This window comes from Streptomyces sp. NPDC007095 (assembly GCF_040634475.1).
GTDB lineage: Bacteria > Actinomycetota > Actinomycetes > Streptomycetales > Streptomycetaceae > Streptomyces.
The window spans coordinates 1-10491 of record NZ_JBEYFS010000314.1 but is presented as its reverse complement, the minus strand read 5'-3'; the positions used below and the strand labels follow the sequence as shown (position 1 = coordinate 10491).

Sequence of the window (10491 nt, the reverse complement as noted above, 5' to 3'; positions counted from 1 at the left end):
GGGCGGCTGCCGGCTCAGGTCGCGGGCCGGCGCCGGGACCGACCCCGGGTCCGGGTTCGGGACCGGGTCCGGGACCGGTGTCGCCTCCGAGTCCGGATCCGGTATCGCTTCCGGATCCAGCGGGCGACTGCGACCTGGGCACGACCGGTTCCGGGGTGGACGCCTCCAGCCGGATGTGCGCAAACCCCGGCGTGGCCGCGGCGGGCTGCGGGTCGGTCCGCGCCGGTGACGTGGGAGCGGGCGCGTCCGGCTGCAGGGGAAGGTCCAGCACCGTCGGCGTGGGATCCGCCGCCGACGGCGACGGGGATGCGACCGGCTCGGGCGGCGAGGACTCCTCCGAGACCGGCCAGATGGGCACTGGCGGCTGCGGTCGGGAGGGATCGGCCGGCTCCGACGGCGGCGGGGGGGCCGTCGGAGCCGGCGGAACGGGGGCGGGCGGCGCGGGAGACGGTGGCACCTGCGGGACAGCGTCCCGAGCCGTGGGGACCGACGGAGGTACGGGAGGACCGGGAGCAGGCGGCGCGGGCGGCCGCGGCGTCTGCGGGGCGGCGTCCCGGGCCGCCACGGTGGGGGCCGCGGGGACGTCGGGGCCGGACACGGGGCGAGCCGTCGGCGGCGCGGCCGATTGCCACCCCGGCCCACCGGAATCCGGTTGCGAGGTCAACGGCCCGGCCACCGGCGGAGCGGACGACTCCCACCGCGGCACGGGCTCCGGCCCGTGGGCGGGGCCGGCAGGCGGGGCCTGCCGCGACTCGTCCGTCCACCTGTCCCGGTCTCCCGAGGACGGTGGCAGGGCGCCTTGCCCTGTCGCCGGATCGGCGAGGACGCGGCCGCTGGCCTGCCCGGCCGCGGCGAGCGACGCTCCCTGGCTCCCCGTCAGCGCCGGGCCGGCCATGGGCAGCGGATAGCCGTCGGGGAAGCGGCCCGCCTCGCTGGCGGGCACGATGCGGCTGCGCTCGCCGAACGACGGGTCGAGGCCGCGCAGCAACTCGTAAGCGGTGAACCGCATGCGGTCGGCTGCCATCGGGTCGCTGTCCTCGTACAGGACGACCGGGTACGCCGGGTCGGCCGGAGCGGAGCGTACGGCGTGGCCGTCGCGGGGCTCGGTCGGCGGCCGTACCCACAGGCCGCTCTGCACGATCTCCAGGACCACATCGGCCGCGTACTGGTAGACGCCGGGCGCGACGGCGGAAATGGCGCCCACCGGAACCCGGGTGTTCAGCGGGACCGGCGGCATGGCCGAGCCACCGGAGTACGAACGCGGCGTGAAGCCGAACTCGTCGGCGTACGGCCGCCAGCCGAGGGCCCCGTTGCGCTGGAGGGTGCGCATCTCGGCAGGGTGGCCGTCCGCACCGGGTGCCGGGATGCCGGCGTAGACGGCGATCCGCTGTCCGAGCAGGTCGGCGAGGGCCTGTCCGAGCGGTGCCCCGTCGGGGATCGCGACCGGGCCGAAGGGGATGAATCGCACCAGGGGCCGGGCGCTGGTGGGCAGGGTGTTCCAGAAGGCGGAGATCTCCTCCAGCGGCAGGGCGGACGTCCCCGGGCTGCCGATCGCCACCGCAATCAGATCGGGATTGCCGACGAGGAGGTCGACCAGTTGCTGCCGGTGGGTGGCCGCGCCGACGGCAGCGTTCTCCCACGTGCCCCGGATCCACACGCCGCCGGGCAGCGGCTCGACCATGCCGCCCGCTCCGGTGGGCCATACCCGGTCGGGTACCGAGAACTCCCACTGCGGCTTGGGGAAGCGCCGCGAGTCGGGGTGCGACGAGGAGTTGGGCCGGTAGCGCAGCCAGCCCAGGCCGTTTTCGGCGGGGATGAACAACGCGCCGCCGGCCGCGGGCAGCACGGCTCCGTCGGGCGCGAGCACCAGGCGCCCCAGCCGGTCGGCGAGCCACTGCGCGGTGCGCTTGACGTCCTCCCGGGTGCCGCGCCCAAGGACGAGGCGGAAACTGTCGCCCCGGCGGTCCAGGGCCCGCGCGAGGGTCTCCCACACGGTCTCCGCCGGGCTGGCGGGCAGGTCGAGGACGACCAGGGTGTGCTGGGGGTCGGCGGCCAGTTGCGCCGCGAAGGTCAGGGCACGGCTGTCGACGAAGCCGCGCGGGTGGAACAGCAGGGCGTTGCCGACGTCCCTGGACTCCAGTGGTGGTCCGCCGGTGCGCACGGCCGCGCTCGCCAGTGCGGCGGACAGGCGGTGCCCGAACTCGGTTCGGGGGACGGGGCGGTCCCCGGACTGGCGTGCCATCTCAGTTCGCTCCGCGGATGGCGCCGACAGCCTTGGCCGTGCTCAGGAGCGGGCCGGTGGGGATCCGGTCGAGGACGGCGGACGGCAGGACCCGCGGATTGACGCCGCTGTAGCCGAGCGCGCCCGCGGCCTTGCCGACGAGCTGGTACTTCACACCCTGATCGGTGATCAGGTAGGGGTCGGGGGTGTTGTAGGCGCCCTTCTTCTTCGGCGGGGCGGCCAGGACCGCGTGCCCCGGCGAGACGAGGGTCCGGTAGCCCGCGGCCGCCGCGCGGCCGGATTCCCGCACCACCACCGTGGTGTCCGGATCGGAGCCGTCGCCGGACCGCAGGAGGCACAGCGCCGAGCCGCCGTCGGTGGTGGCGTCGGTGGCGAGGAGCAGGTCGGGAAGGCGGTGCATGAGGGAGTTGTCGGACGACTCCTTGGCGGCGGCGATGTCGTTGGCGCTCACCTTCCGGGGCTGCTTCCCGCCCGGTGCGGCGGCGAGCAGAGCGGACTCGGTGGCGGTGACGGGGGCAAGGCCGTCCTGCCTGAGGACGTAGTAGTGGCTGACGCCGCTGACATCCATGCGGTAGAGCCGGCCGACCAGCGCGTCGGCGCCCCCCACCGTGCCGGCGCCGGTGCCGGCGCCGGGGATGGCGGCCGGAGCGATGGCCCTGCCGGTGGGCAGGGCGGCGAGCCAGGCGGTGTCGGCCTTGACGGGCTGCACGTTGTCCAGACCGAGCGCGATCCGCGAGGACCGGTCGATGGCGAACTTGTGGTCGTCCCACAGCACGTACTGGGTGTCGCCCGGGCCCGAGACCAGGATCCGGCGGTTCTTCGCCACGCGCCGGGCTGAGCCCGGGGCGAAGTCGAGGACCCGCCCGGCCGAATCGGGGTGCAGGCAGTCCGCCCACGCGCCGGTCAGCAGCGACGACGACGGGGCGACGTCCTCGGGGGCGCCGGGGATGCCGAAGGGCGTGCCGCGGCGCACGTCCGCCAGCTTGTCACGGGAGACGTTCTGCACCGAGGGGCTGCCGCTGCTGCCGAGCGCCAGGAGTGTGGAGGAGTAGTTCGTGGTGGGGTGCAGTGTGCCGTCCACGTAGAGGTAGCGGGTACCGGTTTCCTTCTCCACGACGAGCGCGCCGGGTTTCTTCCAGGCGTTGGGGTTCTCCACGGGTTTGATCAGCCCGTAGACGAGGGCGGCGATGACCAGCAGGAGAGCGATCACAATGCCGAACATGGAGCCCAGGGCGGCCCGGCGCATGGGGGGCTCGCCGCCTCCGGGGTCGCCGGAGACGAGCGCGGAGGCCAGGCGGCCGGTGGCGAACTGGTAGGCGTGCAGATGATCGCGTCGGTTTTGCACAGCTGCCGTCTCCTCAGCTGACCAGAGCGCGAAAGTAGGAGAAGACGTGCAGCAGTTGCAGCAGCAGCGGCAGCAGCGCCAGCGCGGTCAGCAACTCCAGGATGTCCGCGGTGTGACCCCACACCGGCAACAGCCGTGTCCGCGGCAGCCGCCACGCGCCGACCAGCAGCAGCACGGCCCCGACCAGCAGGCCGAACAGCAGCGTGAACCGGGTGCCGGACGAGGCAGGCCCCGCAAACGACAGCGCCACGGCGAGCAGGCCGAGGGTGCCGCCGAGGGTCGTCGGGACGCGCTGCCAGGTCGCGTTCAGGTTCTTGGAATGCAGCAGTAGCGCGCCGGCCAGGACCAGGCTGAGCACCCATGCGATCCAGCCGTCGGCCCTGGCCAGCAGGATGAACGAGGCCGAGCAGAACAGCCCGGTGACGACGGAGATGACCGTGAGGACGGCGTCGGCGGTGGCGGCGCGCCGGCTCACGAGGGACGCCGGCTGGGGATCGATGTCCTCCTGGAGTTCATCGGCGTTGCGCGGCAGTTGGGGGATACGCAGACGGGCCAGCCGGAGGGAGATCCTGGGCGCCATGTGGCCGATGAGGAAGAACACGACGGCCGTCGTGGTGGTGCCGCGGAGGGCGTCCCAGCCGAACGCGTCGATCAGCAGGCCGGTGATCGCGGTGAGGGCTCCGGTGAGCAGCGCCGTCCCGGCCACCGCCAGCGGAAGCCGCTGGGAGATCAACAGGAGGACGGACATGAGGAAGGTGGCGGCACCGCAGAGCACGACGTCGATCTGTACGGGCGACAGCAGAGCCGCGGTGCCGTGCACGGCGGTCAATCCGGCCAGGGCGGCGAACGCGCAGGCCCCGGCGCCGGTGACGAGCAGGCTGCCGCGGTCCGCGGGCATTCGGCTGTCCATTGCGCAGGCATTGCCCAGGACGGCGGCGCCGATGGCGTACAGGATGGCTCCGTACGGGGCGCTCGCCGTGACGGCGACGCCCGTGGCGAAACCTGCCAGTACGAAGCAGGCGAGGACCAAGAAGAGTCTGCGGGTCAGTTCCGGACGCCACCGGTCGGAGTGGGAGCCGATCGCGTGGGAGACGCCGTCGGCGATGTCGTCGAACTCCAGCTGCGAGAGCGGGTCGTCGGCGGGGCGCAGATAGAGGACATCGCCATGGTGCAGGCCGGCGCTCTGCGGGGTGGCGTCGAGATCCAGGGGCGTCTCGCCGAGGCGCTGCAGTCCCCAGCTGCCGACCGCGTGGTCGGGATCGGTGGGGACGTTACGGAGCAGGACCGGCATCAGGGCGGAGATGGGTGTGGTCACGGGTACGGCGAGATCGGCGCGGCCGGCCGGCCCGGCGATGGTCAGCCGGCACACTTCCGTGCTGACCGCCCGGGGGGTGCGGGAGGTGGGAACTGCGGTGGTCATAGTGCTCCTGGAAGACGGGGGTCGACGGCGCCGTGGGGTCCGGTGTGGCCGTCAGGTGCCGACGTGGCCGACCTGCATCAGCCGCACTCCACGCCGGGTGACGAGTTGCGCACGGCCGGGGGGCAGGGTCCGCGGCCGGGCCTCGCCGATGAACTTGCCCTCCTCCTTGGGGTAGGAGTGCAGCAGGGCCGGGCTGCCCAGTTCCCACATGCGGCGCAGCACCGGATCCATCATGGCGCGCGAGGCGCCGGAGGTGGAGCGGGACATCACGATGTGCAGACCGATGTTCACGGAGTGGGCCAGCAGCGGCGCCAGGGAGTTGAGGGGGGACCCGGTGCCCGGTCCGCTGCCGTAGAGGTCGTAGTCGTCGATCACGACGAACAGCCGGGGCCCGCTCCACCAGTCGCGCCGCGAAAGGCGTTCGGGGGCGATCTCGGGGCCGGGGACGCGTTTGCTGACCGAGACCGCCGCGCTGCCGGCGAGCTGGGTGAGGCTGTCGCCGTCCACGGCGAAGCCCACGCGGTATTCCTCGGGGACGTCGTTCAGCAGGTCACGGCGGGTGTCGGCGAGGATGATGCGGGCTTCGTCCGGTGCGTAGCGGCGGGTGATGGCGTTGATGGCCAGGCGCAGCACGTTGGTCTTGCCGGTCTCTTCGTCGCCGAACACCATCAGGTGCGGAGCGGTGTTGAAGTCGTGCCACACGGGGGCGAGCCGCTGCTCGTCCCAGCCGATGCAGAACCGCAGATCGCCCTCGGGGGCGGGAAGTTTGTCGAGGGGCAGCTTGGCGGGCAGCAGGCGCACGCCGGGAGCCGAGCGCCCGGTCCAGAAGGTGTCGATCTCGGCGACGGCGGACCTGGTGGCCGCGGTGAGGCTGTCGGGGTGCGAGGAGCTGTCCAGCCGTGGCAGCGCGCACAGGAAGTGGTGCTTGGACTTGGTGAGTCCGCGGCCGGGCTGGTGGGGGATGGTAGCGGCGAGCTTCGAACCGAAGTCGGACTCCACGGTGTCGCCGAGCCGCAGTTCGAACTTGGTGCCGAACAGGTCGCGGGCCCGGGGCCTGATCTCGGACCAGCGCACCGCCGAGGCGATGATGTGCAGTCCGAACGACAGGCCGCGGGCGGCGAGGTCCGTGATGCGCGGTTCGAGGTCCTCGAAGTCCTGCTTGAGGGTGGACCAGTTGTCGATGACGAGGAACACGTCACCGTACGGGTCGTCGATCTCGCCGCTGTCGCGCAGCTGCCGGTAGGCCGTCATCGACTCCAGGCCCCGGTCGGTGAAGCGCTGTTCCCGGACCTCGAGCAACTGGGTGAGTTCCTCGACGGTCCGCGTCACGCGGTCGCGTTCCAGACGGGTGGCGATAGAACCGACGTGCGGCAGCCCGGATACGGACACCAGACCGCCGCCGCCGAAGTCGAGGCAGTAGAACTGCACTTCCCGGGGGGTGTGGGTGAGCGCCAGGGAGAGAATCAAGGTGCGCAGCATGGTGGACTTGCCGGTCTGCGGGGCGCCGGCGAGCGCCACATGTCCGTCGGCGCCGGACAGGTCGGCGACCAGCAGTTCCCGCAGCTGTTCGAAGGGCCGGTCCACCATGCCGAGCGGCACCCGCAGCGCTCCGAGCGATGGGTACTCGCTCGCGCTCATGCCGCGCTGCGGGTCCGGGACGATGCCGGGCAGCAGCTGGTCGAGGCTCGGCGAGTTGTCCAACGGCGGCAGCCACACCTGACGGGCCGGGGGGCCGGCCCCTTCCAGCTGGGCCACCAGGACTTCCAGCAGGCTTTCCTCCTCGGCCGAGGAAGGCTCGGGCAGCAGGTTGGCGTGCTCCCCGTGGGATTCCTCGGCCGCCTCCAGTTCGTTCCTGGACTCCAGCGCACGCTGCTCCATGCCGAAGGCGACGACGTTCTCGTCGCCCTGCATCAGCTCGGCGGGCCTGGTCGCGGTGGGCACGACCGGGCAGGCGCCTGAGACGTAGGCGGCCTTGAAGCGGACCAGATTGGTGGTGTCGGGCTTCAGATAGCCGTTGCCCGGGGCGGACGGCAGCTCGTAGGCGCTGGACACGCCGATGACACTGCGGGACTCCATCGAGGAGAACGTCCGCAGGGCGAGCCGGTACGACAGGTGGCCTTCGACACGGTGGATGCGGCCTTCGTCCAGGCGCTGGGAGGCGAGCAGCAGGTGCACCCCCAGCGATCGGCCGAGGCGGCCGATGCTGACGAACAGCTCCACGAACTCGGGTTTGTTGGCGAGCAGTTCGGAGAACTCGTCGACGACGATCAGCAGCGACGGCAGCGGGGTCAGCGGAGCGCCGCCGAGCCTGGCCTTCTCGTAGTCGTAGAGGGACGAGTGGCCGGCCTCCCGCAGGAGCTCCTGACGGCGGATCATCTCGCCGTTCAGGGAGTCCCGCATGCGGTCGACCAGGTGCAGTTCGTCCGCGAGGTTGGTGATCACCGCGGAGGTGTGCGGGAGGCGGTCCATGTTCAGGAAGGTGGCCCCGCCCTTGAAGTCCACCAGCACGAAGTTCAGCACGTCCGAGGAGTGTGTCGCCGCCAGCCCCACGACCAGCGTTCGCACCAGTTCGCTCTTACCGGAGCCCGTCGCGCCGATCAGGAGTCCGTGCGGGCCCATGCCGGCCTGTGCGGACTCCTTCAGGTCCAGTTCCAGCACCTGGTTGTCCTCGGTGATGCCGATGGGCACCTTCAGGCGGGCACTCTGGCTGGTGCGGGTCCGCCACAGTGCGGCGACGTCGAAGGAGCGCGGGTTGCGGATGCCGAGCAGGGAGCTGAGGTCGAAGTCGCTCTCCAGCGGCTGCTCGACGAAGTCGACACCCCCGCCGGTGCGCATAGGGGCAAGGATCCGCGCCAGGTCCTCGGCGGCCGAGGACGTCAGTGTGTCGGCCTTGGCGGTGACGGTGGTGTCCCCCGCCGCGTATTCCACCTCACCGTCCCGCGCGGTCAGCCGCAGTACCTCCGGGCCGCCCGTCATTGCACCGGTGGCATCCAGCAGCACCACGTTGCGCAGGCCGGCACCGAGCAGCCGGGAGGTTTCCGGGATGCGCACCCGGTAGGCCAGCACCACGACGAACGGTTCCGCGCCACTCGGCGAGGCGTCGGGCTCGTGGTCGGCGCGTTCGGTCACGTCGGTGCCGAGCAGGTCCAGCAGCGCGTCGTGGTCGTCCGCCACCAGCCGCAGCGGCCCGGCGGCATCCTCCTCGAACGGATGGGCGTTGTGCGGCAGCCACTTCAGCCAGTCCCACTCGGTGCGGCCGACGGCGTCGGTGAGCAGGGCGATACGCAGCTCGTCCGGCGAATGCGCCACCGCCAGCTGAGCGATCATGGCGCGCAGCAGGCCCAGCGCCGCGGAACCGTCGCCGGCGAACTCCACACTGGTGAACCTGCGCAGCGGCATCGGCATCGGCAGGTGTGCGACCCTCTGGTAGGCCGTGGTGAAACGCCTCAGCGAGACGGCCGACAGCGGATCGAGGTCCTCCACCGGCTTCGTCTCCGGCGGTACGAAGACCAGGTTGGCGCGGCGCTCGCCCAGTCCGATGCGCACCGCCGCGAAGTCGTCGTGGCTCGGCCTGCGCTCCCACAGCCGCGGCCCGGCCGCCATCGCCCACAGGTCCTCGGGGCGCGGGTTGTTCCAGTACGCGGCCGCCCGCTGCTCGGCCGCCGCCCGCCGGGCCTGTCGGCGCAATTGCGTCAGATAGCGCAAGTAGTCCCGGCGTTCGGAACGCATCTTGCGTTTCCGCTCGGCGCCTCGCCTGCCGAGCTGGCCGAGTCCCATGCTCATCATGGCGACGCCCATCATCCCCGACATCATGTACGTGGTCGGGGTGCGGGAACCGACGGTGAACATCATGACCATGGCCCCGACACCGAGCGCCATGGGCAGGAACACCAGCACGGAGGAAAAGTCCGCCTGGGGGGGCTCGCCAAGGACCGGAGGCTCGGCCAGTTCGATCTGGCCCTCGTGAGCTTCGGGGCCGGACTCACGAGGCGAGCGCTTCACGACCACAGTGCTCATCGGACTGTCTCCTGCGTGCTTTGTTGTTTCAACCCGCTACCACCGCACCGGTGCGACGCACCGTCCGCCCAAGTGCCGCGTGGCCGCAGCAAGGCTGCCTCCCCACCCTAGGAACGGGTGCGCGCCGCGATACCTCCCGCAGGGCAACGTTGTCCGTGGGGACAGCGGATACTGCCTGTCAGTCCACCGGCCGGGGCCGACACACCCCGGCGGGCCGGGCCGCCGGCGGGCCCCCGTCGTCCCTGTGCTGCCCGGCATCCGGCACCAGACCGCTTCGGGCCAGGCTGCCGTCCAGCCAGGCCGCGGCCAGCTCCGTGCGGGAGCGGCAGCCGGTGCGCCGGAAGAGCCGGGTCAGCCGCTGCTCCACGGTCTTCTCGCTGCACGCCAGCCCGGCGGCGATCTGCCGGTTGGTGGATCCGGTGCTCACCATGTCGATCAGCCGCACGTCCTGCTCGGTCAGCCCTTCCCGGGCGGCACGGTGCCTGGGAAGCGAAACGTTCCGCTGTCGCGCCGCCCTGCGGAGCATGATGCCGATGAGCCGCCCGACACCCAGCGAATGCAGGATCCGCGTCGCCTCGGCCAGCCACGGCTGCGGGTCCTCGCCGGCCTCCGCCAGGACCTGGCAGCAGTGCCACGTGTAATACACGTCGCCTCGCTCCTGCACCAACCGGTACGCGGCCAGCGCGCTGTCGGCGTCGCGGTTCGCCATGCCACGTCCGAGGAGCACCGACTCGTACGTCATGGGCGAGGCCATCTCCTCGTGCAGCGCCTCCAGTTCCGCCAGTGCCTGTCGCCTCACCTCCGGGCTGTCCTCCACCACGCCGATCCACAAGACCCGCAGCGGCAGCCACTCGACGCCTGCGAGCTGTCCGCTCTCGCGCGCCCCCCGCAGGTCGCGCCATGCCCCTGCCACCGCCTCTTCCCAGGGTTCCGAGAAGTACCGGATGAGCAGTCGCACCCGGGCCACCAGCGAATGGGTGACGGAGTCGGGGATCAGATCCAGCCACTCGCGGGCATGACCGACCTCCCCGCGCTGCAACTGGATCTCGGCCGCCAGCGCTCGCGCCAAATGTCCGACGCCCCCCGCGCCGTCGGCCCGGCCTCGCGCTTCGATCCGGCGGGCGGTCGACAGGGCACGGTCCCAGTCTCCCGTCAGGTAGTCGCGCACCATGGTGTGATAGCGCAGGGCGGTGCTGTCTCCCGCCCCGACGTACCGCTCGCCGAGCACGGCCTCGAAAGCCCCCGCCAGGTCCCCGTACGCGGCGGCGTTCCGCAGCCGGTCCGAGGTCTTCTCGCCGAGGGCGCGCGGCAGACCCCGCCGGGCACGCTCGAACTCGGCGCTGCTGCCCACGGCGGCGGCCAGCAGCCGCACCTCCGCCGGCGAGGGTCGATCCCGGCTGCGACAGCTCTACCAATGCCTCCAGACCAGCGAACTGTTCGACGAACACATCGCATTCCCTTCCCAAC

The 10491-nt window shown here is 72.0% G+C and carries 5 protein-coding genes; all 5 read right to left on the bottom strand.

Going from position 1 to position 10491, the window contains the following annotated elements:
• The coding region (locus ABZ656_RS52695) for a hypothetical protein (protein ID WP_360279150.1) at nucleotides 1–2242 on the bottom strand (2242 nt) is incomplete at its 3' end.
• A 1-nt stretch (nucleotide 2243) separates the two neighbouring features.
• A complete protein-coding gene (eccB, locus tag ABZ656_RS52690) occupies nucleotides 2244–3587 on the bottom strand; it encodes a type VII secretion protein EccB (protein ID WP_360279147.1) in 1344 nt (447 codons plus the stop codon).
• A gap of 13 nt (nucleotides 3588–3600) precedes the next feature.
• Nucleotides 3601–5007 carry a type VII secretion integral membrane protein EccD gene (eccD, locus tag ABZ656_RS52685; protein WP_101408605.1) on the bottom strand — a complete coding sequence of 469 codons (1407 nt, stop codon included), beginning with the start codon at nucleotides 5005–5007 and terminating at the stop codon, nucleotides 3601–3603.
• A 51-nt stretch (nucleotides 5008–5058) separates the two neighbouring features.
• The gene (eccCa, locus tag ABZ656_RS52680) at nucleotides 5059–9024 is read right to left on the bottom strand and encodes a type VII secretion protein EccCa (protein WP_360279143.1); all 3966 of its coding nucleotides are present in this window, start codon (nucleotides 9022–9024) and stop codon (nucleotides 5059–5061) included.
• 178 nt (nucleotides 9025–9202) lie between these two features.
• Complete coding sequence (locus ABZ656_RS52675; protein WP_360279140.1) at nucleotides 9203–10396, bottom strand: helix-turn-helix transcriptional regulator; 1194 nt, start codon at nucleotides 10394–10396, stop codon at nucleotides 9203–9205.
• Between the last annotated feature and the right edge of the window lie 95 nt (nucleotides 10397–10491).

Coding starts and splice junctions, on each gene's coding strand:
- eccCa (WP_360279143.1), bottom strand. CDS start 9,024: ATGAGCACTGTGGTCGTGAAGCGCTCGCCTCGTGAGTCCGGCCCCGAA.
- eccD (WP_101408605.1), bottom strand. CDS start 5,007: ATGACCACCGCAGTTCCCACCTCCCGCACCCCCCGGGCGGTCAGCACG.